At 61.2% G+C, this 25,665-nt stretch carries 16 protein-coding genes; 10 read left to right on the top strand and 6 right to left on the bottom strand.

The genetic code is table 11. From position 1 onward, the window contains the following. Positions 1 to 78 precede the first annotated feature (78 nt). Positions 79 to 1,440: an MFS transporter gene (locus tag BLS51_RS02745; RefSeq protein WP_090178676.1), complete on the bottom strand. Its 1,362-nt coding sequence runs from the start codon at positions 1,438 to 1,440 to the stop codon at positions 79 to 81. A gap of 256 nt (positions 1,441 to 1,696) precedes the next feature. Between BLS51_RS02745 and BLS51_RS02740 the strand changes: the two genes are divergently transcribed. After that, positions 1,697 to 3,928 carry an NADP-dependent isocitrate dehydrogenase gene (locus tag BLS51_RS02740; protein WP_090180708.1) on the top strand — a complete coding sequence of 744 codons (2,232 nt, stop codon included), beginning with the start codon at positions 1,697 to 1,699 and terminating at the stop codon, positions 3,926 to 3,928. A gap of 55 nt (positions 3,929 to 3,983) precedes the next feature. On the opposite strand, the gene BLS51_RS02735 is transcribed toward BLS51_RS02740, so the two are convergent. Further along, positions 3,984 to 4,604, bottom strand: a complete 621-nt coding sequence (locus BLS51_RS02735) for a hydrolase (RefSeq protein WP_090178679.1) — start codon at positions 4,602 to 4,604, stop codon at positions 3,984 to 3,986. A 136-nt stretch (positions 4,605 to 4,740) separates the two neighbouring features. Between BLS51_RS02735 and BLS51_RS02730 the strand changes: the two genes are divergently transcribed. After that, entirely contained in the window at positions 4,741 to 5,298 is a 558-nt protein-coding gene (locus BLS51_RS02730; RefSeq protein WP_090178684.1) for a hypothetical protein, read from the top strand. On the opposite strand, the gene BLS51_RS02725 is transcribed toward BLS51_RS02730, so the two are convergent. Then, complete coding sequence (locus tag BLS51_RS02725; protein WP_217636410.1) at positions 5,241 to 6,833, bottom strand: DUF5605 domain-containing protein; 1,593 nt, start codon at positions 6,831 to 6,833, stop codon at positions 5,241 to 5,243. The genes BLS51_RS02730 and BLS51_RS02725 overlap by 58 nt on opposite strands. Positions 6,834 to 6,895: 62 nt before the next feature. On the opposite strand from BLS51_RS02725, the gene pelA reads away from it, so the two are divergent. The 3 genes from pelA to BLS51_RS02710 all read left to right on the top strand — a co-directional run bounded on the left by pelA (position 6,896) and on the right by BLS51_RS02710 (position 12,503). Continuing rightward, a complete protein-coding gene (gene pelA, locus BLS51_RS02720; RefSeq protein ID WP_217638341.1) occupies positions 6,896 to 8,128 on the top strand; it encodes a pectate lyase in 1,233 nt (410 codons plus the stop codon). Positions 8,129 to 8,146: 18 nt separating this feature from the next. Continuing rightward, the gene (locus BLS51_RS02715) at positions 8,147 to 9,427 is read left to right on the top strand and encodes a DUF1593 domain-containing protein (RefSeq protein WP_090178687.1); all 1,281 of its coding nucleotides are present in this window, start codon (positions 8,147 to 8,149) and stop codon (positions 9,425 to 9,427) included. A 163-nt stretch (positions 9,428 to 9,590) separates the two neighbouring features. Next, positions 9,591 to 12,503 (top strand): TonB-dependent receptor domain-containing protein, encoded by a 2,913-nt coding sequence (locus tag BLS51_RS02710; protein WP_090178692.1) that lies wholly within the window; start codon positions 9,591 to 9,593, stop codon positions 12,501 to 12,503. 61 nt (positions 12,504 to 12,564) lie between these two features. Here BLS51_RS02710 and BLS51_RS02705 read toward each other — a convergent pair whose 3' ends face one another. Further along, positions 12,565 to 13,431 carry a DeoR/GlpR family DNA-binding transcription regulator gene (locus BLS51_RS02705; RefSeq protein WP_090178697.1) on the bottom strand — a complete coding sequence of 289 codons (867 nt, stop codon included), beginning with the start codon at positions 13,429 to 13,431 and terminating at the stop codon, positions 12,565 to 12,567. A 249-nt stretch (positions 13,432 to 13,680) separates the two neighbouring features. Here BLS51_RS02705 and BLS51_RS02700 point away from each other — a divergent pair, with 249 nt between their 5' ends. Both BLS51_RS02700 and rhaI read left to right on the top strand, forming a co-directional pair. Next, on the top strand, positions 13,681 to 15,780 hold the full coding sequence (locus BLS51_RS02700) for a bifunctional rhamnulose-1-phosphate aldolase/short-chain dehydrogenase (protein WP_090178701.1): 2,100 nt from the start codon (positions 13,681 to 13,683) through the stop codon (positions 15,778 to 15,780). A gap of 21 nt (positions 15,781 to 15,801) precedes the next feature. Continuing rightward, a complete protein-coding gene (gene rhaI, locus BLS51_RS02695; protein WP_090178705.1) occupies positions 15,802 to 17,097 on the top strand; it encodes an L-rhamnose catabolism isomerase in 1,296 nt (431 codons plus the stop codon). Positions 17,098 to 17,139: 42 nt separating this feature from the next. Here the strand turns inward: rhaI and BLS51_RS02690 are convergent, their stop codons facing one another. Beyond that, positions 17,140 to 18,438, bottom strand: coding sequence for a glycoside hydrolase family 28 protein (locus BLS51_RS02690; RefSeq protein WP_090178708.1), 1,299 nt, complete (start codon positions 18,436 to 18,438; stop codon positions 17,140 to 17,142). A gap of 239 nt (positions 18,439 to 18,677) precedes the next feature. Between BLS51_RS02690 and BLS51_RS02685 the strand changes: the two genes are divergently transcribed. From BLS51_RS02685 to BLS51_RS02675, 3 genes are read left to right on the top strand one after another with little or no spacing between them, the layout of a single operon-like run. Continuing rightward, a complete protein-coding gene (locus tag BLS51_RS02685; RefSeq protein ID WP_090178711.1) occupies positions 18,678 to 21,440 on the top strand; it encodes a glycosyl hydrolase in 2,763 nt (920 codons plus the stop codon). After that, on the top strand, positions 21,437 to 22,627 hold the full coding sequence (locus BLS51_RS02680; protein WP_090178715.1) for a glycoside hydrolase family 88/105 protein: 1,191 nt from the start codon (positions 21,437 to 21,439) through the stop codon (positions 22,625 to 22,627). Before BLS51_RS02685 ends, BLS51_RS02680 begins: the two co-directional genes overlap by 4 nt. After that, positions 22,624 to 24,054 (top strand): glycoside hydrolase family 28 protein, encoded by a 1,431-nt coding sequence (locus BLS51_RS02675; protein WP_229207407.1) that lies wholly within the window; start codon positions 22,624 to 22,626, stop codon positions 24,052 to 24,054. Before BLS51_RS02680 ends, BLS51_RS02675 begins: the two co-directional genes overlap by 4 nt. A 47-nt stretch (positions 24,055 to 24,101) precedes the next feature. Here the strand turns inward: BLS51_RS02675 and BLS51_RS02670 are convergent, their stop codons facing one another. Continuing rightward, the gene (locus BLS51_RS02670) at positions 24,102 to 25,514 is read right to left on the bottom strand and encodes a glycoside hydrolase family 88/105 protein (RefSeq protein ID WP_229207408.1); all 1,413 of its coding nucleotides are present in this window, start codon (positions 25,512 to 25,514) and stop codon (positions 24,102 to 24,104) included. Positions 25,515 to 25,665: the final 151 nt, after the last annotated feature.

Raw genomic sequence — 25,665 nt, 5'->3', positions numbered from 1 at the left:
TCTGGAACTAAATATTGGAATCCGACAATTTACACGAAAAAAAAGCCCGCAGAGCGGGCTTTTATGTATCGTGCACGCTTATGCGGCGCCTGAGGCGGTTTCCAGCTTGCGCAGTACCGGCGTTTTGAACTCAAAACGCTTGATCTCGCCCACCATGAACAGGTAGCAGGCAATGGTCACCACCGCATTGGCGCCAACGAACACCAGCGCGCCGGCAAACGAACCGGTGGCCTGCAGGATGTAGCCGATGACGATCGGCGTGGTGATGCCGGCGGTGTTGCCAAAGGTGTTGAACAGCGCGCCGCTCATGCCGCCGGCTTCTTTCGGCGAGGTGTCGGCCACTACCGCCCAGCCCAGCGCACCGATGCCTTTGCCGAAGAAGGCAATCGACATCACCATGATGACCAGCCAGTCGGCTTCGACGTAGTTACACACAATCATCGAGGTCGACAGCAGCATGCCGCAGACGATCGGCGTCTTGCGCGCCACCGACAGCGATTTGCCGGACTTGATCAAACGGTCAGAGATCACGCCGCCCAGCACGCCGCCGAGGAAGCCCGCCACCGCCGGCAGCGCGGCGACGAAGCCGGCCTTCAGGATGGTCATATGACGTTCCTGCACCAGGTACACCGGGAACCAGGTCAGGAAGAAGTAGGTCAGCGTGTTGATGCAATACTGGCCAATGTAGACGCCCAGCAGCATGCGGTTGCCCAGCAGCTGCTTGATGCACGACCAGGTATCGATCTTGGCGGCGGTGGCTGCGCGGTCCTTGCTTTCCAGGTCGACCAGCGCGCCGCCCGCCTCGATGTAGGCGATTTCCGCCGCGTTGGCTTTTGGATGCTCTTTCGGGCCATACACGGTTTTCAGCCAGATGAAGGCCATGACAATGCCGAGGCCGCCCATGACGAAGAACACGCTTTCCCAGCCGAACGAGTGCACCAGCCAGCCCATGATCGGCGCAAACAGCACGGTGGCGAAATATTGCGCCGAGTTGAAGATGGCTGCGGCAGTGCCGCGTTCGCTGGTCGGGAACCAGGCCGAGGCGATGCGCGAGTTGCCAGGGAAGGACGGTGCTTCCGCCGCGCCGATCAGCAGGCGCAACGTGAACAGCGCCGTCACGGCAGCCGCGCCGGTGAAGAAGCCGACTGTGCCCATCAACATGGTGAACAGCGACCACAGGAAGATGCTGAAGAAGTAGGTGATTTTCGAACCGAAGCGGTCCAGCAGCCAGCCGCCCGGAAGTTGTGCCAACACGTAGGACCAGGCAAACGCGGAGAACACGAAGCCCATCTCGACAGGACTCAGTCCCAGCAGCCTTTTCAGCTCGGGCCCGGCGATCGCGATGGTGGCGCGGTCGGCATAGTTAATAGTGGTTACTGCGAACAGGATTGCCAGAATCATCCACCGTACGCGGGTGGCTTGCGGTTGTTGCGTGGTCATGCGGTCTCCTTACTTTGGTGCGACGATCATAGCTCAGATATCAGACATCATACAACCAAATAACTGCTATCAAGTTGCTAGTAAACGTTTAACTTGTTGATTTTTATATACATGCACCATGGCGGTGCGCATGGAGGTTGTACGATGACAAGTATCTCTATGACCAGAGTGGCATCATTTGCACAAACCGCGGTGTGAGGGATTACAATAACGGGCGTAATTACTCCGAGCACCAATCGTTTACGAGGGAATGAACATGGCAACACAAAATCCAAAAATCATCTACACGCTGACTGACGAAGCCCCACTGCTGGCAACGTATTCCCTGCTGCCAATTATCAAGAAGTTCACTGCACCGGCTGGCGTCGACGTGGTGTCGAGCGACATCTCGGTCGCCGCGCGTGTGCTGGCTGAGTTCCCTGAATTCCTGACTGACGAACAAAAAGTACCAAACAACCTGGCTGAACTGGGCGCGCTGACGCTGAAGCCGGAAGCCAACATCATCAAGCTGCCAAACATTTCGGCGTCCGTCGCCCAGCTGCAAGCGGCCATCCGCGAACTGCAAGGCAAGGGCTACAAGCTGCCGGACTTCCCTGAAGATCCGAAAACCGACGAAGAAAAAGCGCTGAAAGTGCGCTACAGCAAATGCACCGGCTCGGCTGTGAACCCGGTGCTGCGCGAAGGTAACTCGGACCGCCGCGCGCCGAAAGCGGTCAAAGAATACGCCCGCAAGCACCCGCATTCGATGGGCGAGTGGAGCCAGGCATCGCGTACCCACGTGTCGCATATGCACGCCGGCGACTTCTACCACGGCGAAAAGTCGCTGACGCTGGAAAAAGCACGCGACGTGAAAATGGAGCTGATCACCGCCTCCGGCAAAACCATCGTGCTGAAACCGAAGGTCTCGCTGCAAGCTGGCGAAATCATCGACTCCATGTTCATGAGCAAGAAAGCGCTGCTGGAGTTCTACGAGAAAGAAATCGACGACGCCTACAAAACCGGCGTGATGTTCTCGCTGCACGTCAAAGCCACCATGATGAAGGTGTCGCACCCGATCGTGTTCGGTCACTGCGTGCGTATCTTCTACAAGGAAGCGTTCGAGAAACACGCCAAGCTGTTCGATGAACTGGGCGTGAACGTCAACAACGGCATGGTCAACCTGTACGACAAAATCGAGAAGCTGCCAGCGTCGCAGAAGGACGAGATCCTCAAAGACCTGCACGCCTGCCTGGAACACCGTCCGAAGCTGGCCATGGTCGATTCGGCCAAGGGCATCACCAACTTCCACTCGCCGAACGACGTGATCGTTGACGCGTCGATGCCGGCGATGATCCGTATCGGCGGCAAAATGTGGGGCGCCGATGGCCGCACCGCTGACGTGAAAGCCGTCATGCCGGAATCGACCTTCGCCCGTATCTATCAGGAGATGATCAACTTCTGCAAATGGCACGGCAACTTCGACCCGACCACCATGGGCACCGTGCCAAACGTCGGCCTGATGGCGCAGCAAGCCGAAGAATACGGCTCGCACGACAAGACCTTTGAAGTGGCGGAAGGCGGCATCGCCAACATCACCGACCTGGCCACCGGCGAAGTGCTGCTGACCCAGACCGTGGAAGCCGGCGACATCTGGCGCATGTGCCAGGTCAAGGACGCACCGATCCGTGACTGGGTGAAGCTGGCCGTGACCCGCGCCCGCCAGTCCGGCATGCCGGCCGTGTTCTGGCTGGATACCTATCGTCCGCACGAAGCTGAAGTTATCAAGAAAGTCCAGGTTTACCTGAAGGATCACGATACCAAGGGCCTGGACATCCACATCATGTCGCAGACGCGCGCCATGCGTTACACGCTGGAGCGCGTCTCGCGCGGCCTGGACACCATCTCGGTCACCGGCAACATCCTGCGCGATTACCTGACCGACCTGTTCCCGATCCTGGAACTGGGCACCTCGGCCAAGATGCTGTCGATCGTACCGCTGATGGCGGGCGGCGGCATGTACGAAACCGGTGCTGGTGGTTCGGCGCCTAAACACGTCAAGCAACTGGTCGAAGAAAACCACCTGCGTTGGGATTCGCTGGGCGAGTTCCTGGCGCTGGCGGTGTCGCTGGAAGAGCTGGGCATCAAGGAAGGTAATGCCAAGGCCAAGATTCTGGCCAAGGCGCTGGATGACGCAACTGGCAAACTGCTGGACAACAGCAAGTCGCCATCGTCGCGCACCGGTGAGCTGGACAACCGTGGCAGCCACTTCTACCTGTCGCTGTACTGGGCGCAAGCGCTGGCGGCGCAGACCGAAGACGCGGAACTGGCGGCCAAGTTTGCGCCGCTGGCCAAACAGCTGTCGGAAAACGAGACCAAGATCGTTGACGAACTGAACAGCGTGCAAGGCTCGGCCAAGGATATCGGCGGTTACTACCAGCCGGATCCGGTCAAGACTGCTGCGGTGATGCGTCCAAGCGCCACCTTCAACGCTGCGATCGACGCAGCGTAAAACAAAAGGGCAGCGCAAGCTGCCCTTTTTTTCGCCTCGTGAACTGCTGGACCGCTTACTGCGGTGTCAGCATCTGGCGCGCGTAGCGCAGGCCGACGCCGTAGCCGCCGCCGTTCTTTTCGACGACGGCGCGGGCGGCGTCATACGTTTCGCGGCGGGTCCAGTCGCGTTGCAGCTCCAGCAGCACTTGCAGCCAGCTGGTCATCTGCGCGCCTTTGCCGGCCATGCGCTGCAAGGCGAGGTCGTGGCCAGCCACGGTCAGGCCGCCGCAGGCATCGCCCGCCACATAGCATTCATAGCCGGCTTCCAGCGCGCTCAACACGGCGAAGCTGATGCACGCCTCGGTCAGCATGCCGGAGAAGATCAGCTTCCTGCGGCCGGTGGCTTCAATGGCGGCGCGCACGGCGTCGTCTTCCCACGCGTTCATGTTGCGGCGTTCCAGTACCGGATGTTCGGGCGCCAGCGCGTGCAGATCCGGCAGCAGCGGACCGCTGTAGACTTTGCTGGCCGAGGTGCTGATCACCATCGGCAGCGAAAACGCCAGCGCCGCTTCCATCAGCGCGACGGAATTGTTCAGCAGCGTCTGGCGCTCCATCGATTGCACGCCGAATTGCAGGCCGGCTTGCTGGTCCAGCAGGATCAGCGCGCAGTTTTGGGGAGTCAGTAAGTCTTGCATGGTTCTCTCACAATAAGGGGATGATGGTGGATTGTAGGCGCGCCACGCCCGCCGCAAATCCCTTGAAGTGGCAGGCGCGGCATCCCTCATAGGTGACAGAATTGACGCCGCCTGACGCCCGTGCGACGATGCGCCCATGCCTATTCTCCCTTCCGGCCTGACGGCCAACGCCATCGCATCCGCCGTGCTGGTTGTGGGCTGGCTGTGCGTGTTGCGCTGGGCGCGGCATTGGGGCTGGGGAATCGCCTTGCTGACGCTGATCGGCACGATCGCTCACGAACTTTTGCACGCGGTGGTGGGCTGGGCTGTGTTTGCCAGGCCGACCTCGTTTTCCATCATTCCCCGGCGGCAGAAGGACTGCTGGGTGCTGGGTTCGGTCGGTTTCAGGAATTTGAATATCTGGAACGCGGCGCCGGCCGCGTTTGCGCCTGTCCTGCTGGCCTGGGGCGCCTGGCTGGTGTTCGGACACTGGATGCAGCCGGCGTTTCAGCACGGCCATTATCTTAGCTGGACAGGCGCCGGATATGTGACGGCTGTGGCTCTGTTCTCGTCCGTGCCGTCGCACATCGATATCCGGATGGGCGCCGCCTCGGCGCTGATGTATGGCTGCATCGGCGGCTTGATTGTGCTGGCAATTTACAGTTCGTCTTCCACCTTCGCCTTGGGCTTGTTGAGCGCGTCACCAACGCGCTGAATGCGCAATGCCATGAACGGTTTCCCCGGCAGCTTCACGACGCGCTTGTTTTTGTCTGCGGCCGTGTAGCGGGTAAGGGCGCCCAGTTCGAAGGTTTCAGGCACACGCGTGATCGTCATATTCCAGGTGTCGATGACGTCAACCTGGAAGCGCATGCCTTTGCTGAGTTCACGCACCGGCAGCACGAAGGGCCATTCCTTCGGCCGCTCGTCGCCCAAATAATATAAATAGTATTCGCCTTTCTTGCCGGCCGCATTCATCACGAAGGCCTGGTCGATCGGCGTCAGCCCTTCGGCCGGCCCGGCTTCAACGATTTGTCGCAGGAAGGCGATGCGCTGCGGGCTGCTGCCTTCCAGCGTGCCGCCACCGCCGATCCAGCCGTTGTCGATGATTTCACCGTGGGTGGCGTAGGCGCCGCCGGTCAGCGCGATCCAGAAGCGCCGCGTCAGCTCTTCACCACTGAGCTGACCCCAGCGGCTTTCCGAGTTGCCTTCGTAGTTGATCTCGTCATGCACGATCGGCTTCTTGTAGATATCGCGCAGCAGCGGCGACACGCCGAATACCTTGACCGCGTTGTAGTACTGCAGGCTGACGTGCGTGACCCATGGCTTGTTGTAGTCGTACAGGCGGTCGGCATTGTGGATGGAACGCAGGTGGCCGTAAGGATCGTGCTGCTGCACCAGCTGGAAGTAGCGGTCGAAGTCTTCGTCGCTCAGGTGCTTGATGTAGCTGTTCTCGTTGGCCAGGCTCCACCAGATATTCTGGAACGCCGCGAAGCGCGCCACCATGTACTTGACGAAGCGGCGGTTGATTTCATCGCTGGTGGTGTCGAAGCCCCATTGTCCCTTGTCGTAAGGGCGGAACAGGATCAGGTCGACCTGGATGCCCAGGTCGCTCAGACGCTGCACATCGCGCTCCAGGCTCTGGAAATAGGCAGGATTGAAGCGGGAGAAATCGAAGTTATCCTTGGCCGTGCCGACGAAGGGGAAGCTGGTCAGCTTGTTCGGGCCTTGCACGTAGTACGGCTTGTACGGCGGCACCGCCAGCATGCGCGCCTTGTTGAACGGCGCGCCTTTCAGCGTCGCCAGCGTTTGCAGCTTGCGCGCTTCGGGCTGGAACGCCCATTCATAAATCGTCGTGCCAAAAGGGTAGAAGCGGGTTCCATCGGCATACGCAAAATGATAGGTGTCGGCGACGCGTACCGGGCCGTGATTCTTGCTTTCGACGCAGAGCAGGGTGCCGGTCTTGTTGTTCAGTTCCGCATAGTTGCTGTGGGTGGTGTAGGTCCACGCGCCTTCGTGGTCCGGCATGAAGCGGATCTTGTAGACACCGTCGCCATCGTAAAAACCTTCAGGACGATAGATCTTGTCCCCTTGCCTGAAGGTCGCGCTCAGCTCCAGATTGGCAAATGGATTGCCGGCGGACGGGCCGGGCAGGCTGATTTCATACACGCCGTACCGGGGCACGCTTTGCTGCGCCCAGCCCATGCTGTGCAGGCCGCACAACAACAGAAAGGCAAAGAAGATTTTCCTCATCGCTTGTCCTCAGCTCAAAAAGAATGCAGGATGTGATTATGACAAACATCTCAAAACAGTCCATGAATATGGTTAAACAAGTCTTGATGGCCGCGATGGCGGCGTTGGTGCTGCCTGCGTCGGCAGCGGTAATTGGCCATGTCGTGCCGGCGGCGCCGCTGACCGAGGTACAGGTGGCCAACCGCCCGGAGTGGCAAGCCTACCTGGCACGCTCACGTGCACTGATGGCGGCCGACAAGGCGGCCTTCAAGGCCGAGCGGCCATCGGGCACGGTGCCTGCATTGGTGGCGTCGTCCAGCGGCATCAAAACCATGCCTTTGAATCGTTCCGCCGACTGGTATGCCTCGGTCGAGGCGCGCCATGTGGCCGACGTGATCGTCAGTTTCCAGACCCCGGCCGGCGGCTGGAGCAAGAACACGGCGCGGGACGGCGCCTTACGCCAGCAGGGCCAGTTCTATGTCGCAGGCCACGCCGTCGCCGCGCCGGACGATGTGTCATGGGGCTGGGTGGGCACTTTCGACAACGATGCCACCACCACCGAGCTGCACTTCCTGGCGCGCGTGGTGCAGGCCGCGCCCGAGCCGGCGCAAGCCTATCGCGCCAGCTTCGAGCGCGGCCTGCAGTACATCCTCGATGCCCAGTATCCGAATGGCGGCTGGCCCCAGGTGTATCCGCTACAGGGCGGTTATCACGATGCGATCACCTATAACGATGATGCCATGGTGGACATTGTCAAGCTGCTGTCGGCCGTCGCCGACTTTTCCTTTGTGCCGGCTGAACTGCGGAGCAGGGCTGCCGAGGCGCGGCAGCGCGCCATTGGCTGCATCCTCGCTTCACAGGTCCGTATCGATGGCCGCCTGACAGCGTGGGCGCAGCAATACGATCCGGTGTCGCTGCGCCCGGTCGGCGCCCGCAACTTCGAGCCGGATGCCTTGTCGAGCGCCGAGAGCAGCGGCCTGCTGATGTTCCTGATGCAGATCGAGCAGCCGGCGCCGCAGGTCGCCGCTGCCATTGAGGCCGGCGTCGCCTGGCTGCGGGCCACCGCCTTGCGCGACCTGGTATGGCAGCACTCGCCGCAGGGTAGCGCGCTGATCAGGCAGCCGGGCGCGCCGCTGCTGTGGTCGCGATACACCAGCCTGGAGAGCGGCAAGCCGGTGTTTGGCGACCGTGACCGCACCCTGCACGACGATGTTCAGGAAATCTCGGCAGAGCGCCGCGACGGCTACGCCTGGTACGTTACCAGCGGCCAGAAAGTGCTGAGCGCCTACAATCGCTGGAAACAACGCCAACCATAAGCACAACGGAGACAATCCATGTATCGACGCCATTTTCTTGCGCTTGCCTTGTCCTTGCCGTTCGCCAGCCTCGCCGCTGCACCTGCCACGCTGCCGCGCGTTATTGTCTCCACCGACATCGGCGGCACCGATTTCGACGACTTCCAATCGCTGGTGCACCTGCTGGTGTATGCCGACGTCATCGATCTCGAAGGGCTGATCGCCTCGCCATGGGGAGAGGGCCGCGACCGCAAGCGCCACCTGTTGACGATCATCGATGCCTACGAAAAGGACTATCCGAACCTGCGCACCTGGTCGGCCCATTACCCGACGCCCGAGCGTCTGCGCAGCATTTCCAAGCAGGGTGGCCTGGACCTGGCCGTGCCGCCAGGCTGGGGCCAGCCGACCGAGGGTTCGAACTGGATCATTTCCTGCGCGCGCCGTAATGATCCGCGTCCCTTGTGGGTGCTGCTGTGGGGTGGATTCGAGGATCTGGCGCAGGCCTTGCACGACGCGCCCGATATCAAATCCAGGCTGCGGGTCTACATGATCGGCGGCCCGAACAAGAAGTGGTCGATCGCCGCCTACGACTACCTCGCGCGCGAACATCCGGACCTGTGGATCATCGAGAACAACGCCACCTACCGTGGCTGGTTCAGCGGTGGCCGCCAGGATGGCGACCTTGGCAACGAGCGCTTTGTCAGGCAGCACGTGAAAGGCGTCGGCGCGCTGGGCGATTACTTCGCCAGCATCGATCCGCGCATCAAGATGGGCGACACGCCATCACTGACCTATGTGCTTGGCGCGCACCCGGAAGACCCCGGCCACGGCGGCTGGGGAGGGCAGTTCGTGCGCGCTTGGGACAGGCCGCGTATGACGTTCACCACGCCGCCATCGGCCAGCGATGAAGTCGAAACGTTTGGCATGATCGAGTTGGTGTATCGTCCGGCCGGAACTGCGCCGGCGCAGCCGCGCGCCACGCTGGTGGTGGACAAGCAGGAGTTCACCGGCACGCTGCAACAGGATGGCGCCTGGCATTTCCTGTTCTCGCCCAAGGAGAGCAAGAAGTGGTCTTACCAGATCCGCAGCAATCATCCCGGCCTGGACGGCCAGAGCGGCGGCTTCACCTCGCGCCTGCCGACGCTGGAGCAGACAGCACGCGTCTCTGGCAACTACCCTAACTGGTGGACCGACAACCCGGCGCCGGAGCTGATGGAGGGGCGTGAGCCGGGCGCGAAGACCATCAGCCGCTGGCGCGAAGCCTATCTGCGCGACTTTGCCGCGCGCCTGCGCCGTACGCAAGTCCCAGCCAAGCAGTAACTATCATGAAGATACTATCTATGGTTTTTTAGCAACATGCTGCGATTTTTTGTAGCAAAAGTGGCCTGACCACATTACTGTACTGGTAGTGCCACATCGCATCTGGTACTACCACTTAAAAAAAGATCGAAACATCGATCACATAAAACGACAGGAGATAGTAATGAGAACAGCACGTCCAACGCGTGTGCAGCGGCTCGCCCTTGCGAGCGCAGTAGCCAGCGCCATGCTGCAACTGGCGGCCGAAGCCCAGGCCCAGACACCAGCCGCAGCGGAAGCGGAACCCGTCACCTCCATCGTCGTCACCGGCTCGCTGATCCGCCGTGTGGCTGACGAAGGCGCCACGCCGCTCAGCATCACCAAGTCGACCGACCTGGAATCGCGCGGCAATACCGAACTGAAGGACTTCGTCCTGGAACAGCCACAGTCGCTGTCGCTGGGCACCAACTCCGGCGCCGCCGGTCCGGTGACCAACTTGCGCGGCCTGGGACCGATGCGTACGCTGACGCTGCTGAACGGCCGCCGCCTGGCGAATGAGCCGCTGCAGGACCAGTACGTCTCCGTCAACGTGATTCCGCGCATGGCGCTGGACCGCGTTGAAACGCTGAGCGGCGGCGCCGCATCGATCTACGGCGCGGACGCCATCGGCGGCGTGCAGAACTACCTGACCAAGCGTAACTACCGTGGCGCCTCGGTCAAGGCCGAATATGCCACACCGGAAATGAGCGGCGGCGGCGAGAGCAAAAGCGTCGGCCTGATCGCCGGCTGGGGCAACCTGAATTCCGACGGCTGGAACATCTACGTCGCCGCCGACCACCAGGAGAAGGGCGCACTGTTCCAGGGCGACCGTCCTGGCCAGCACGATCCTGAAGTGCTGCGCCAGCTTGGCCTCGGCATCACGCCGGATGCGCGCAATGCTTCGCCGATCGCCAACTTCGGCTTTACCCGCGCGGCGAACACCAACTACAACCCGGCCTTTGGCACGGGTTGCGGCTCGCCATACGCCTTGCCGACGCTGGGCAACAACAGTACCGCCGCATCGCCGGTCTATGCGCCGGGCTGCGCCCGCAATCCGCTGTTCTGGAATCAGATCACCGACGGCAGCCGCATCACCACCATGTCCAGCCGCGCCAGCCTGAACCTGGACGGCGGCCACCGCCTCGACCTCGACCTGCTGCACTCGGAATTCACCGTGCAGAAGTATCGCGGCATGCAGGTGCCAGGCGCGAACAACCCGTTCACCACTTATTCGCTGGCGTCGAGCAGCCGCTTCTATCCGGGCAACGGCATCACGCCGGCCGTGCAGGTAGTCGGCAGCAATACCGGCGCCAACACGCCGACCATGTATATCGACCCGGCCAAGACGCCGGGCGCGGTCAGCACGCTGAACATGAACGGCCGCAGCATCTACTTCCAGTGGGGACCTGCTGAACTGGGCCCTGCGTATCGTAACGATCGCCAGACCAATGACCGCCTGGTGCTGTCGGCGGAAGGCACGGTATTGGGCTGGGATTACCGCGCGGGCGTCAACTATGGCCGTTCCGAGCGTGATACCGCAGCAGGCGCCGGCTACGTGCTGTACTCGAAAATCCAGGAGGGCTTCAACAAGGGCATCCTGAATCCGTTTGGCCTGCAGGATGCGGCTGGCGCGGAATACTTGCGCAACGCACAAGCGCTGGATTACACCTACCGCCTGAACAAAGCCTACAACCAGAGCGTTGATCTGACGCTGTCGAAAGGCATCTGGGCGCTGGGGGGCGGCGACCTGACGATCGCGGTGTCGGGCGAGCTGCGCAAGGATTCGGCCAAGGTGGGCGGCGCGCCGCTCGACTACGTGCTGAAGAAAGCTGACGGCAGCTACAACATCGACGCTTCCGGCAACGTGGTGCAGACCGATCTGGTTGGCGAAACCCCGGTTGGCGTGGCCAAGAAACTGGAACGCAAGATCTCGTCGCTGACGCTGGAAGTCGATGCGCCGCTGACCGACAAGTTCCTGCTGAACGCTGCGGTGCGTGCCGACCGCTACGACGACCTGAAGACCACCACCATCAATCCCAAGCTGGCGGCACGCTGGCAGCCGGCGCAGCCGCTGGTGCTGCGCGCTTCGGTGTCCACCGGCTTCCGCGCGCCGTCGATCATGGACATCCAGAATCCGACGCCGGAAGTACGTACGCAGATGATGGACGATCCGGTCCTGTGCCCAAGCTCGCAGCCGACCGTGGCCGGCACCGGCACGCCGAGGCCAGGCTACACCTTTGACCAGGTATGTAACGTCAACACCGCATACTGGACCAAGTCGCCAAACAACAGCTTCCTGAAACCGGAAAAATCGCGCGGCTTCTCGTACGGCTTCGCGCTGGAACCGTTCAAGGACTTCACGCTGACCATCGACTACTGGGGCCTGCGCCTGAACGACGTGCTGGGCGCCACCTCGATCGCCGAGATCCAGCAGAATGCAGCCAAGTACGAGTCCTTCATTCTGCGTAATCCGGACGGCACGATTAACCACATCGTCGCCAGCCAGTCTAACCGCGGCAAGGCGCGCATCCGTGGCGCCGACCTGACGGCATCGTATCGCTTCCCACGCGCCAGCTTCGGCAATTTCGACGTCAAGCTGGATGGCACCTGGTATCAGAAGAACGAGTTCCAGAGCGAGAAAGATGGCGTGTGGCTGCAGAACGTCGGCGTCATCACCAACGATGGCCGCTACGGCAGCGCCGGTCCGAATGCCGGCCTGGCAGGCATGCCGCAGATTAACCCGCGCTGGAAGCATACGGCGTCGGTCAACTACAGCTTCGGCGACTGGCGCGCGACCCTGTCGCAGCGCTTCAACAGCGGCCTGACCGACCTGACGCCACGCGCCGGTTCGACCATGACCAAGGTGGATTCGTACAGCCAGTACAACCTGAACATGCGCTACCTGGGCATCAGGAACACCACCATCTCGCTGGGTGTGAACAACATCACGCAAGAATGGCCGCCGGTGACTGCCAACACCATCTACAACGGCTATATCACCAGTATGGCCGACATGATGGGCCGTACCTATCGCCTGTCGGTGGAGTACAAGTTCTGATCGGCTGAATAGCCGAAATGAGCAAGGCGGCCACTGCAAGGCCGCCTTTTTTTACGTCGTTTTAGTGCGAAATCTCTGGCTGGTACAGGTCTTCCAGGTGCACGTCAAACACATTGCCGAAGGCAGTGGGCGCGGGGACGGGCGGCAGGGCTTCCGGTTCGACCGTGACCACGCGTACGCCGTTCTGTTCCAGTTGCTGCACGGCGGCGTCGGAGGCGCAGGTGTCGGTAATCACGATGGACACGCGCTGCAGGCCGCACAGGATCAGGCCGGCCTTGCTGGAAAATTTGCTGCTGTCGGCCAGCACGATCAGTTGTTCGGCCTGATTTATCAGGCGCTGCTCCGCCTGGATCAGCAGCGGGTCCGCCTCCAGCAAGCCCAGCAGCGATACGCCATACACGCCCATGAAGATTTTGGCGGCGTAATGGTGCTGCGTGATGTCGTTGTCGAACGGGCTGAGAATGACGTTTTGTTCGCGGTACACCTTGCCGCCGGGGACGATGATTTCGTTCGCGCTGGTGGTCAGCAGCCGTTCCGCCATCAGGAAGGAATTGGTCAGTATCTTGAGCTGATGGTCGACCAGGAATTCTGCCATCATGAAGGTGGTGGTGCCGCCATTGATGATGATGGTTTCGCCGTCGCTGCACAAGCTGGCCGCATGGCGTGCAATGCCGCGCTTGCGTTCGGCATGGCATTGCATATTGTTCTGGAAGGTTTCGCTGGCATGCGCCAGGCCGCGCACTTTTTGTTGCAGGTTGGCGGCGCCGCCGCGTGTGCGCGTCAGCAGGTTGCGTTCGGCCAGCCAGCCGATGTCGCGCCGCACAGTGGCCGGCGATGAGCTCAGCCATGTCACCAGCTGCGGCACGGTGACGCTCTGGTGTTCAGCCAGCAGTTTCAGCAAACGCTTGCGGCGCTTGTGTTTAATCATCGTCGTCTCCTGTTCTTGTGCAATCAGGCTAATCGATTTCAAAATCTGGCGTCAATCACGCGGCGATCAATTCAATGATTGTTTTCCCGGCATGTTCGCGGCTATATGATTCTCCAATCAGCATTGTGATTATTTGCCGCTTAATCATGATCTTGATCGTTCGTCGATTGACACCCCGAGGGCTGCTGATTTCTACTGACTGCTATCGCCACCACGGCACGACGCACACATCAACAACGGAGATCAGCAATGAACGAAGCGAAGCAGAACGAACCAATCCGCTCTTTATGGGACGACAGCAGGGCCGCTCAAATGAGCGAGCCTGAACTGCTGCTATACCGTTCCAACCTGCTCGGTTCGGACCTGCGCATCACCAATTTCGGCGGCGGCAATACCTCGGCCAAAGTCATGATGGCCGATCCGCTCAACGGCGAACAAGTCGAGGTGCTGTGGGTGAAAGGCTCGGGTGGGGACCTCGGCAGCATCAAGCTCGATGGTTTCTCGACGCTGTACATGGACAAGCTGAACGCGCTGAAGAACCGCTATCGCGGCCTGGAGCATGAGGACGAGATGGTCGCTTACCTGCCGCATTGCACCTTCAACCTGAATCCGCGCGCCGCCAGTATCGATACGCCGCTGCACGCCTACATCGCCCGCAAACACGTCGACCACATGCACCCGGACTCGGTGATCGCGATTGCTGCCTGCGCCAACAGCAAGGAACTGACGCAAAAGATTTTCGAAGGTGAGCTGGGCTGGCTGCCATGGCAGCGTCCGGGCTATGACCTGGGCCTGAAGCTGGAAGAAGTCTCGAAGAACAACCCGCAACTGAAGGGCATCATCCTCGAAGGACACGGCCTGTTCACCTGGGGCGATACCGCCAAGTCCTGCTACGAAACCACGCTGGCCATCATCAAGCGCGCCGGCGACTGGCTGGACGCCAATGTCGCACAGCCGTCGTTCGGCGGCGCCATCGTCCAGCCGCTGCCTGCCGGCCAGCGCGCCGACTTCGCCGCGCGCCTGATGCCTATCCTGCGCGGCAAGATCAGCAAGGGCGAATTCAAGCTTGGCCACTTTGACGATCAGGACGCGGTGCTGGAATTCGTTTGCAGCCGCGACCTGGCGCCGCTGGCCGCGCTGGGCACCTCCTGCCCGGACCACTTCCTGCGCACCAAAATCCGTCCCTTCGTGGTCGACTTCGATCCGGCCAAGCCGGACTTCGACAAGCTGGTGGAAGGCCTGGACGACGCACTGGAAGCTTATCGCGCTGACTACAAGGCTTATTACGACCGCTGCAAGCGCAGCAACAGCCCGGCTGTGCGCGACGCCAATCCGATCATTTACCTGATCCCCGGCGTTGGCATGCTGTCGTTCGCCAAGGACAAGGCCACCGCGCGTATCGCCGGCGAGTTCTATGTCAACGCGGTCAACGTCATGCGCTGCGCCAACGGCGTCGATAAATATGTCGGACTGCCTGAACAGGAAGCCTTCGACATCGAATACTGGCTACTGGAAGAAGCCAAGCTACAACGCATGCCGAAGCCGAAATCGCTGGCCGGGCGCATCGCGCTGGTGACGGGCGGCGCCGGCGGCATCGGCCAGGCGGTGGCTCGCCAGCTGTTGCAAGAGGGCGCTTGCGTGCTGCTGACCGATATCGACAGCGAAGCACTGGCGGAAGCACACAAGGCGCTGGCCAAGGTGGCTGGCAAAGACAGTGTCGCCAGCGTGGTTGCCAACATCACCGGCGAAGAGGCGGTGGACGAGATTCTGAAAGCGTCGTCGCTGAACTTCGGTGGCGTTGACCTGCTGATCTCCAACGCCGGCATTGCCTCGTCGGCGCCGCTGGAAGACACCACGCTGGACGTGTGGAACCGCAATCAGGACATTCTGGTCAAGGGCTACTTCCTGGTCAGCCGCGCAGCCTTCCGCATCATGAAGCTGCAAAAGCTGGGTGGCTCGATGGTCTTTGTCGCCAGCAAGAACGGTCTGGTGGCATCGGCCGGCGCTTCGGCCTATTGCACCGCCAAGGCAGCTGAGATCCACCTGGCGCGCTGCATTGCGCTTGAAGGCGCTGCGCATGGCGTGCGTGTCAACGTGGTCAATCCGGACGCAGTCATCCGTGGCTCGCGCATCTGGGATGGCAAGTGGAAGGAAGAGCGCGCGCAGTCCAACAAGATCGAAGCCGATGACGTGGAAGACTTCTACCGTCAGCGCAGCATGCTGAAACTGAGCGTACTGCCGGAGGATATCGCGGAAGCCGTGTACTTCCTGGCCTCCGACAAGGCGGGCAAGAGTACCGGTAACATCATCAATGTGGACGCTGGCAACGCCGCCGCCTTCACCCGATAAAAATAATAGAGGAGACACAATATGGGTACGCTCATCAATCAAACCCTGGTGGAAGAACATAACGCCAGCCTGCAAGCCAATCTGCATGCCGATTACGACGCACTGGGAGGCATGCTGTCGCGTCGTGGCGTCGATATCGAAACGCTGACCGCGCTGGCGCAGCAATTTGCGGTGGCCCTGCCCAGCTGGGGTGCGGGCACCGGCGGCACGCGTTTCGCGCGTTTTCCCGGCAAGGGCGAGCCGCGCAATGTCTTCGAAAAGCTGGATGACTGCGCGGTCATCCATCAACTGACGCAGGCCACGCCTGGCGTGTCGCTGCACTTCCCATGGGATAAGATCAGCGATACCGCCGAATTACGGGAAAAAGCTCATGGCTACAATCTGTATTTCGACCTGGTCAACTCGAACACCTTCCAGGATCAGGCGGGGCAGGCACATACCTACAAGTACGGCAGCCTGACCGCGCAGAACGCCGCCGCGCGCGAGCAGGCGGTGGCGCACAATGTCGAATGTATCGAGCTGGGTCGCGCGCTCGGTTCGAAGGGATTGACCGTGTGGATAGGCGATGGCGCCAACTTCCCCGGCCAGAATAATCTGCGCGGCTCGCTGGAGCGCTACCTGGACAGCATGCGCTCGATTTATGCGGCGCTGCCGGACGACTGGAACGTCTACATCGAACACAAGCTGTTTGAACCGGCGTTCTATGCCACCACCATCGCCGACTGGGGCACCAGTTTCGCCTGTGCGCAGGAACTTGGGCCAAAGGCCAAATGCCTGGTCGACCTGGGCCACCACGCGCCCAACACCAATATCGAGATGATCGTCGCGCGGCTGGCGCAGTTTGGCAAGCTGGGTGGTTTCCACTTCAACGACAGCAAGTACGGTGACGACGATCTGGATTCCGGTTCGATCAATCCCTTCCAGCTGTTCCTGGTGTTTAATGAGCTGGCTGATGCCGCACAGCGCGAAGGCGCGTCGTTCAAGACCGCCAATATGCTGGACCAGTCGCACAATGTCACCGATCCGATCGAAAGCCTGATGAACAGCGCGGTGGAAGTGCAGCGAGCATTCGTCCAGGCGGCGCTGGTGGACCGTGTGGCGCTGCGCGGTTTCCAGGAGGGGAATGATGTGCTGCAGGCGGCGCAGACGCTCAAACATGCATTCCGCACCGATGTCAGTCCTATCCTGGCGATGGCGCGCCAGCGCTCCGGTGGCGCGGTTGATCCAGTGGCCGCCTATCGCCGCGCGGGCTATCGTGAGAAGGTGGCTGTTGATCGCCCGGTCAAGCCCGGTGCCAGCAGCAGCGGCATCGTCTGATTACCGCCGGCCGACGCGCGCACCCGCGCCGGCCCGGTCGTATCAGGACGTGACCGCAGTGTAAGGCTTGCCGTTGACGATCACGTTGTCGAGCTTAAGATTGTTCACACCGGCGGCACGCAGCTGTCCATCGCGCAGGCTGACGTTGAAGTCTTTCAGCTGAATGTCACTCATCGTCGTCTGGCCCGGATTGGGCGCGATATTCCCCAGCGTGCCCGCACTGCCGCTGAAAGCAGTGAACGTGATATTGCGGACAGTGGACTGTGGCGGCTTCTGGCCTTGCAGGTTCTTGTACTGCGACCATGGAATGATGTCCAGGATGGACACGCTGGAACCGGTCAGCTTGATATTGCGGTAATGGATATCCTCATAGTGCTGCGGCGTGTCCGACCGCAACTTCAAATGCGCCACACGCACATCGCCCACCTCGCAATCCTCGATCACCACATCACGCACGATGGTTGCCTCACTGCCCAACGTCAGCACACTGTGGCCACGTTTGAACACGCAGTTGCGCACGCGGATATGCTCGACCGGTGGGCTGCTGCGATCTTCCAGTGCAAGCGGTCCTTTCGAACCCTTGGCAGCGATGCAGTCATCGGTCACGGAGAAATAGCAGCCATCGATCGTCACACGCTGGCAGCTGTCCAGATCTATGCCATCGGTGCTTGGCGCCTGCTTGTAATCATCGGGGACGACAAAGCGCGCCTTGCGCACAGTGACTTCCTGGCAGTTATAGATATGCAGGTTCCAGAATTGCGAATCCTTGAAAGTCACACCTTCCACCAGCACATCGCGTGAACTGTCGATCAGTGCCAGGCGCGCACGCGGCAAGCCCAGGTTAGGAAAGTTGTGCGGGTCCTTGGCTGCATTACGCAGCTTCCAGAACAAATCCCAGATTGGCCGGCCGGCACCATCCAGCGTGCCTTCGCCGGTGATGCGCAGCCCGTTGCAACCGCTGGCATTGATAAGGGCCGGCGTGAACTTGTCCTCGAAGTGCCCCTCGATGCGGGTGCGGCGCGGCGGGAAGTTCGCCATGTCGGTCGAACATTCCAGCACCGCTCCTTGTTCGAGGTGCAGGTGCACCTGCGGCTTGAGGAACAGCGCACCGCTGACAAACCGGCCCGCTGGCACGACCACCGTGCCGCCACCTTGTACAGCCAATTGATCGATCGCAGCCTGAATGGCCCTGGTATTAACCGTCTTGCCATCGGCGACCGCGCCGAATTCGGTAATAGGCTTGCGATTGGCGCTTTGTGCGCCAGACTGGCTGGCAGCGACGGCAAGCGTGGAGGCCAGCAAGGTCTTGGTGAAGCGGCGGCGGGTATATTGAGCAGTCATGTACTTTCCTGTGCAAGAGTCAGCGGAAATAATGCTGCCAGTCCGTCCAGCAATGCAAGTGCTAGCCGATCAACTGTGTGAGCAATTGGCTTGGGCCTGGTCCGAGCGACGATGCCGCAGCTGCCGGCCGCATGGGCGATCATGATACGTCGATCAGGGCGGTGATTATTCGCTTATTGCTCATGATGTTGATTGTTACGTGATTGACATGCGGTAGCTCGCTGATTTCTACTGGCTGGATGAAAAAACGTATTCTGTGCCTGTTGATTTGCGCGGTGGCGCGCGCCCAAGCCGAGCCGCCCGGCGATGCCGGCGATTCTCATCGTTTCTCCACCGTGGCAGACGTGCAGCGTCACTTGGCGGCTCCGCCGGCCGATGCGCGGCCGATGGTGCGCTGGTGGTGGTTTGGCCCGGCGGTGGTCAAGCCGCAGCTGGAGCGCGAAATGCTTGCCATGAAGCAGGGCGGCTTTGGCGGTTTCGAGATCCAGCCTGTGTATCCGATGGAACTCGACGATCCGGCGCGCGGCATCCGCAATCTACCTTATCTGTCGGCGGATTTTCTGGATGCGGTCAGCTTCGTCAACCAGAAAGCGCACGAGAACAATCTGCGCGTCGACATGACGCTGGCCAGCGGCTGGCCCTACGGCGGGCCGCATGTGCCGGTGACGGAGGCTGCATCGCGCCTGCGTGTGGCCCCCGTGACGCTGCCTGCGGGAGCCGATTCGGTCGCTGTGCCGTCGATTGGCAGCGGTGAGAAGCTGGTGGCTGCCTTTGTTGGTGCGGGCAACGACAAGCAGTTCGATGCGACGCGGTTGGTGCTCATCGAGCCGACACTGGCGAATGGTCGTGCGCAGGTCGCAACCGCCGATGGCGAGCGTGTGCTGGTGTTCTATATCGCCAGCCGCACGGCGCAGCAGGTCAAGCGCGCCGCGCTTGGCGCGGAAGGTTTTGTGCTGGACCATTTGAGCCGCACGGCGATTGATCACCACTTGCAGCAGGTGGCCGAGCCTTTATTGCAAGCCTTCGGCGACAAGCCGCCATATGCGGTGTTTTCCGATAGCCTGGAGGTGTATAACACTGACTGGACCGACGATTTTCTGTCCGAATTCCAGCGCCGTCGTGGCTACGACCTGAAGCCGCACCTGCCGGTGGTCTACAGCGGTCAGGGACCGGATGCCGGCGCGCTACGGCGTGATTGGGCGTTGACGCAGACGGAGCTGGTCAACGAACGCTATCTGACGCCGGTGGATGACTGGGCGAAGCGCCACCATACCCGCTTCCGTTCGCAGACCTACGGCGAGCCGGCGGTATCCTTGTCCAGCAACCGGCTGGTGGCCCTGCCGGAAGGCGAGGGGCCGCAGTTCCGCGAGTTTTCGTTCACCCGCCTGGCGACATCGGCAGGCCATCTGTATGGCCGCAATGTGATCTCGGCTGAAACCTGGACCTGGCTGAATTCTCCCGCCTTCAGTGCGACGCCGCTGGACATGAAGGTGGAGGCGGACCGCATGCTGCTGCAAGGCGTGAACCTGTTCGTCGGCCACGGCTGGCCGTACACACCGCCTGGCGTACAGGAGCCAGGATATTCATTCTATGCAGCGTCGGTGTTCAACAACCACCAGCCGTGGTGGAACGTGATGCCCGACGTGAACGCGTATTTGCAACGCACCAGCTATCTGCTGCGCCAGGGCGAGCCGGCCAACGATGTAGCATTGCTGCTGCCAAATGATGATGTGTATGCGGAGTCCGAACCGGCCAAGGTATCGTTGTCAGCCGAGATGCACAAGCATGTGACACCGGTGGTGATGGAGCAGATTCTCGATGCCGGCCACAATGTCGATTTTCTCGATGATGAGGCGCTGCGCGACAGTAGCAAGCGCTATCCGCTGATCGTGCTGCCGCATGCCAAGCGCATGTCGGTTGATACACTGGAGCGGCTGATCAAGCACGTCAAGGCTGGTGGCAAGCTGATTGCGGTCGGCAGCAAGCCATCGCTGGCTCCCGGCTACCGCGATGCGGCGGCGCAGACCAGGCGCGTGCGCCAGTTGAGCGAGCAGTTGTTTGCGCTGCCGGGCGTGCAAATGGTGGCGGCGGAGGCGGCGCTGGGCGCAGCGGTCGGCAAGGCGATCGCAGCGGATTTCCACGTCGCGTCGCAGGCCGAGGCAGTTGGCTTCATACGGCGCAAGCTGACGGATGGCGACATCTACTTCATCGCCAACACCAGCAATCACGAAGTACGCACGACAGCTACGCTGGCTGCCAAGCGTGCCCACGCCGCGTGGTGGAATCCGCACGACGGATCGGTAACACCAGCCACGGTAAGGCCGTCGCTGGAACTGACACTGGCGCCATACGAATCACGTGTACTGGTGCTATCGGACAGCGGCGTTCCCGCCGCCCAGCAGCCGGGCGCCGAAGCGGGGCGCACTGCCGCAGCGCCGGCCACCACCCTCATGGACCTGGGCGCCGACTGGCAGCTCAGTTTTCCCGGCGCCGGCGGCGCATTAGCCCAGCCGCGCACGCTGGCCCATCTGACTTCCTGGGCTGACGACCCGGCCACACGCTATTACTCCGGCGTCGGCATCTACTCGAAGACCATCACACTGGACGCCAGGCAGTTGCAAGCCTCGCGCATCAAACTGGATTTCGGCCAGGGGACGCCACTGGACAGTACGCCCAAAGTCCCTGCCGGCATGCGCGCCATGCTGGAAAGCCCGATCCGCGAGGCCGCCGTGGTCTACATCAACGGCCAACGCGCCGGCGCTGTCTGGCATCCGCCATATCAGCTAGATGTCAGCACGCTGCTCAAGCCCGGCGACAACCGCATTGAAGTACAAGTCGCCAATTTGTCGATCAATCTGCTGGCTGGCCAGGAGCGTCCAGACTACCGCCTGCTATCGGCCCGCTACGGCCAACGTTTCGTACCACAAGATACGCACCTGATCAGTCCACGCCCATCGGGCATGCTGGGACAAGTGCGCTTGCTTTCGGAGACCAAGCAATGAAAAAGAAAACCATCTACCTTGCCCTGATGCTGGCTTGCGCCACCCAGGCCCACGCGCAGCAGAACTATCCGCAGCCAACGCCGGAGATGCAAGCCATCATCGACAAGGATACCAGCCGCTTTTTCGGTGACGCTCCAGCCGATGGCGGGTCGCGTGCAACTGGCTTGTCGCCGGAACTGATCCCGGCGGCGATTGACAAGGCGATGCGCAAGGTCGCTGACTGGCAGCTGGAGCGCACCATGCGTCACCTGGACAAGATATGGACCTCGGCGGTGCTGTTCAGCGGCTTCATGGCCGTCTCCGAATCCACCGGCGACCCGAAATACCGCGACGCCATGCTGGCCATGGCCAATGGCTTTGAATGGAAACTGCGCACGCCGTATCCGAACGCCGACGATATCGCCATCGCCCAGACCTATCTTGAACTGTACTTCCAGCAGCCGTCGCCCGAACGCATCGCGCCCACGCGTGAGCAGCTCGACACACTGATCAGCCTGAAAACCCTGCGTCCCGGCGATGAGCGCCAGCCTTGGTGGTGGTGCGACGCGCTGTTCATGGCGCCGCCGGTGTGGGTCAAGATGTACAAGGCCACCGGCGAACGCAAATACCTGGACTACGTGCACACCCAATGGCGCCAGACCTACGATCTGCTCTACGACAAGGAAGAGCACCTGTACGCACGCGACGCCAGCTACAAGAGCAAGCGCGAAGCGAACGGCAAGAAGATTTTCTGGTCGCGCGGCGAAGGCTGGGTGATGGGTGGGCTGGCGCGCACGCTGGACTACATTCCTGCGGACGATCCGCAACGGCCGTTCTACATCGAGCAACTGCAACAGATGGCTGCCCGTATCGCCCAGATCCAGGGACCGGACGGCCAATGGCACGCCGGCTTGCTTGACCCTGCTACCTATCCATTGCCGGAAACCTCCGGCGCCGCGCTGTTCGTGTATGGCATGGCGTATGGCGTCAACAAGGGCTATCTGGACGCCAAGGTGTATCGTCCGGTGATCGAGCGGGCCTGGGCCGGACTGCTGACGAATATCTACGCGGACGGGCGTCTGGGCGGCATCCAGCAAACCGGCGCCGAACCCGCGTTCTATCGTCCGACATCGAGTTTTAACTACGGCGTGGGCGGCTTCCTGCTGGCGGCATCGGAGTTGAAGAAGATGGCAAAGCCGCAGTCATGATGAGCCGCCCGCTGAACAAACAGCGCCGCACGCTGCTGCGCGCCGCTACTCTGCTGCCAGCATTGCCGTTGTATGCCAAGGCGGCCGTGCCGGAGTCACGTCTCGCCCTCGAAACCATCCGGGTGAGCGCGCCGTTTGACATGCCACCTGTCCGCGTTCCCAATTTTTCGGAGGCGCCGCGCTTCAGCATCACCAGCTACGGTGCGGTCGCCGGCGACAAGGCTGCGACGACGAAGGCCATCGCTGTGGCGATCAGCGCCGCCAACGCTGCGGGCGGCGGTCGGGTGCTGGTCCCTCGCGGTACTTGGCTTACCGGGGCGGTCCACCTTAAGAGTAACGTTGACCTGCATGTTGAGGAAGGCGCCGTGCTGCTGTTCTCCGGGCAGCCGGAAGACTACCTGCCAGCGGTGCCGACGTCTTGGGAGGGCATCGAATGCTATAACTACTCGCCGCTGCTATATGCCTACGACTGCGACAACGTGGCGCTGAGCGGCAAAGGCACGCTGCAGGCTACACTCGATGTCTGGCGCCTCTGGTACGCACGCCCCAAGCCGCATATGGATGCGCTGGTGACGCTGTACCAGTACGCCGTACGCAATGTGCCGGTCAGCGAGCGCCAGATGGCGCAAGGCGAAGCACACTTGCGTCCACACTTCGTGCAGTTCAACCGCTGCCGCAATGTGCTGGTCGAAGATATCAGCATACGTGACAGTCCGTTCTGGACCGTCCATCCATATATGTGCCAGGATGTTGTGATACGCCGCGTCGACATTCGCGCGCATGGACATAACAATGACGGCGTCGATCCGGAAATGAGCCAGAACGTTCTGATCGAAGACTGTGTTTTCGATCAGGGCGACGATGCGATCTCCGTCAAGTCGGGCCGGGAGTTCGACGGCTGGCGGTTGGCTTCACCGGCAAAGAATATCGTGATCCGCAACTGCCGTATCAAGAACGGCCATCAGTTGCTGGCGATCGGCAGCGAGCTGTCGGGTGGCGTGGAAAATATCCTGGTCGATAATTGTCACTTCGATCGCGGCGATGCCGATGGCCCGGTCAAGGGTACAACGCTGGTCGAGATCAACAACATCCTGTACGTGAAGACCAACGAGCGGCGCGGCGGTTATGTGCGCAACATCCACATGCGCAATGTCACCGCCACGAAGATCGCTGGTGGGCCGCTGTGCGTGGAGACGGATGTGCTGTACCAGTGGCGCAATCTTGTGCCGACTTACGAGCGCAGGCTGACGCCGATCGAAGGCCTGCATGTCAGTAATGTGCGGGTTGGCGAGGCGCGGTTTGTCTGCCGCATTCAGGGAGATCCCGGTATGCCGGTCAGGGATGTGGCGTTGAGTGGAGTGCGGGTGCAGTCCGTGCGGGAGAAAGCCATCAGCACCAGCAATGTTGAGGGATTTTCCAACAGCTAGCAAAAACAGCCACGGGACGGCGCCTCGCCTTCCCGTGGCAACCTGGCTTAGCGCGGGCCTTGATACATCAAGCCGCTATCGTTCAAGCCGAATTTGTACTTCTTGTTCATCTCGATAATCTCGGCGCCGGCCAGCAGCACCGGACCGTAACCGTGGGCGGCCTTGGTGCTGACCGGGCGGTAGTAGTAGAACGCCGGATCGAACGCCATGCCGGTGCCGACGCAGACACCTTCCACTTCGCCCTTGGCGTTAACCTTGCCGGCCACCGCGTTCCAGGCCAGATTGGCCATCGGGCCGAACATCTCCTTGTCCAGATAGCCGCGGTTGACGCCGCGCGCAATTGCATAGGTGTAGATGGCGGTGGCCGAGGTTTCCAGATAAGAATCCGGACGATCAATCAACTGGTGCCACAAGCCGTCCTTGTGCTGGTATTTGGCCAGGCCGTTGGCGTGCGCGCGGAACTGGGCTTCAACAGCCTTGTACTGCTTATGGTTCTTCGGCAGTACCTCCAGCACCTCCACCATCGCCATCAACGCCCAGCCGTTGGCGCGCGCCCAATGCATTTCCGGATGGTCGCGCATGCCTTCGACATAGCCGTGCATATAAATGCCCAACTGCGGATTGAACATGCGCCTGGAGAATTGCAGCACCTGGCGGGCGGCGTCGTCATAATATTTGGCGCTGCCGCTTTGCTTGCCCATCAGCGCGATGGTCGGCACGCCCATGAACATATCGTCCAGCCACAGTGTATCCGGCAGCGGGCGCATCTTCGGCTTGCCGTCGGCGCCTGGACCGCCGCGCGCCAGCGTGCCATCCTTCAGTCGATATTCTTTTTCGGTGACGAAGGTGCTACAGATCGGCACCAGCTGGCTGTAGTCCACCTTGACGCCGGACTGCTGCGCTTTCAGAAAGCTCATGCACAGCGCGCCGGCATCGTCCAGTGCGTGCGGATTCAGGAAGCTCTTGATAGGGGCTTGAGCATTGGCCTTGTCGGCCTGCACGGTTGGCAGGTAGAGGCGGGTCAGGTCGGCCATCAGCTGGTGGCGCTTGATGGTGTAGTCGGTATAGCGCTTGTCGCCGGTGGCGCTGCCGGCGGCCAGCATGCCGGCGTAGGTCACGCCCCATTCATAGCTGGTCAGGCGGAAGTCGCCCGGCTTGAGCACGGCGTCGGGATCGGCCTTGTCAAGTTTGGCGATCGGCGCGTGGCTGGTCTTGTTAATGAGTTCCGCCGGCGTCACCGCGTCCAGGTAGCCGAACACCCGGTCCAGTACTGCCTTGACCTCGGCTGCTTCCATGGCGCGGTAGGGATTGGGATAAGTGACGTCCAGCGCATGCAGCATGGCGTCCGCTGTGTTGGGGCCTTTTTCCTGCGGCGGCGGCGCGTGCTGGGCCAGGGCCGGGCCAGACAAGGGCAGGGCGGCGGCGATGATGGCGGCCATCAGCAGATGTTTGGTTTTCACTTGTTTGCTGTCTCCAGAATAGGTATTAAACACGTCACACTAACCGATATAGCCAAGGATTTGCACCGGAAGTGATTGAATAATCTTATTGTTGATTGAAGCCGCGCAGCGCCGTGATCAACTCGTTGAGTATTTCTTAAAAGCGAGGCAT

The organism is Duganella sp. OV510, from assembly GCF_900100205.1.
GTDB lineage: Bacteria > Pseudomonadota > Gammaproteobacteria > Burkholderiales > Burkholderiaceae_D > Rugamonas.
This window is presented reverse-complemented; position numbering and strand designations above follow the sequence as displayed.

What these genes read in the sequence shown, in the direction of transcription:
- BLS51_RS02745 (WP_090178676.1), bottom strand. Translation starts at nt 1,440, where the DNA reads ATGACCACGCAACAACCGCAAGCCACCCGCGTACGGTGGATGATTCTG.
- BLS51_RS02740 (WP_090180708.1), top strand. Translation starts at nt 1,697, where the DNA reads ATGGCAACACAAAATCCAAAAATCATCTACACGCTGACTGACGAAGCC.
- BLS51_RS02735 (WP_090178679.1), bottom strand. Translation starts at nt 4,604, where the DNA reads ATGCAAGACTTACTGACTCCCCAAAACTGCGCGCTGATCCTGCTGGAC.
- BLS51_RS02730 (WP_090178684.1), top strand. Translation starts at nt 4,741, where the DNA reads ATGCCTATTCTCCCTTCCGGCCTGACGGCCAACGCCATCGCATCCGCC.
- BLS51_RS02725 (WP_217636410.1), bottom strand. Translation starts at nt 6,833, where the DNA reads ATGAGGAAAATCTTCTTTGCCTTTCTGTTGTTGTGCGGCCTGCACAGC.
- pelA (WP_217638341.1), top strand. Translation starts at nt 6,896, where the DNA reads ATGAATATGGTTAAACAAGTCTTGATGGCCGCGATGGCGGCGTTGGTG.
- BLS51_RS02715 (WP_090178687.1), top strand. Translation starts at nt 8,147, where the DNA reads ATGTATCGACGCCATTTTCTTGCGCTTGCCTTGTCCTTGCCGTTCGCC.
- BLS51_RS02710 (WP_090178692.1), top strand. Translation starts at nt 9,591, where the DNA reads ATGAGAACAGCACGTCCAACGCGTGTGCAGCGGCTCGCCCTTGCGAGC.
- BLS51_RS02705 (WP_090178697.1), bottom strand. Translation starts at nt 13,431, where the DNA reads ATGATTAAACACAAGCGCCGCAAGCGTTTGCTGAAACTGCTGGCTGAA.
- BLS51_RS02700 (WP_090178701.1), top strand. Translation starts at nt 13,681, where the DNA reads ATGAACGAAGCGAAGCAGAACGAACCAATCCGCTCTTTATGGGACGAC.
- rhaI (WP_090178705.1), top strand. Translation starts at nt 15,802, where the DNA reads ATGGGTACGCTCATCAATCAAACCCTGGTGGAAGAACATAACGCCAGC.
- BLS51_RS02690 (WP_090178708.1), bottom strand. Translation starts at nt 18,438, where the DNA reads ATGACTGCTCAATATACCCGCCGCCGCTTCACCAAGACCTTGCTGGCC.
- BLS51_RS02685 (WP_090178711.1), top strand. Translation starts at nt 18,678, where the DNA reads ATGAAAAAACGTATTCTGTGCCTGTTGATTTGCGCGGTGGCGCGCGCC.
- BLS51_RS02680 (WP_090178715.1), top strand. Translation starts at nt 21,437, where the DNA reads ATGAAAAAGAAAACCATCTACCTTGCCCTGATGCTGGCTTGCGCCACC.
- BLS51_RS02675 (WP_229207407.1), top strand. Translation starts at nt 22,624, where the DNA reads ATGATGAGCCGCCCGCTGAACAAACAGCGCCGCACGCTGCTGCGCGCC.